This is a genomic window from Comamonas sp. GCA5, from assembly GCF_036541385.1.
Lineage (GTDB): Bacteria > Pseudomonadota > Gammaproteobacteria > Burkholderiales > Burkholderiaceae_C > Comamonas > Comamonas aquatica.
The window spans coordinates 1-316 of the sequence record NZ_JAZHFR010000254.1; the positions used below are offsets into that span (position 1 = coordinate 1).

The window sequence follows — 316 nt, forward strand, 5'->3', positions numbered from 1 at the left end:
AAAAAAGCGCTCGCAGCCTTGAGGATGTCATTGGCTCGGCGCAGCTCCTTGTTCTCTCGCTCAAGTTGCTTGAGTCGCTCACGTTCATCCGTGGTCAACCCTGGCCGTTGGCCTGCATCTATTTCTTTGCGCTGCACCCATCCATGCAAGGTGCTAACAGAGCAGCCAATCTTGGGGGCTATCGACTCACACGCACCCCACAGTGATGCGTAATCCGCTTGGCATTCCTGCACCAAACGTACGGCACGTTCACGTACCTCTGGGCTAAAACGAGCAGCTTTAGTGTTCATGACTCAATCCTCTCAGGAGTTGAGCC

The 316-nt window shown here is 54.4% G+C and carries 1 protein-coding gene; it reads right to left on the minus strand.

The genetic code is table 11. The annotated features are described in order from the left end of the window. Positions 1–290, minus strand: a 290-nt coding sequence (locus SJH88_RS19550) for a transposase (protein ID WP_274755430.1), incomplete at its 3' end; no start/stop codon positions are given. Between the last annotated feature and the right edge of the window lie 26 nt (positions 291–316).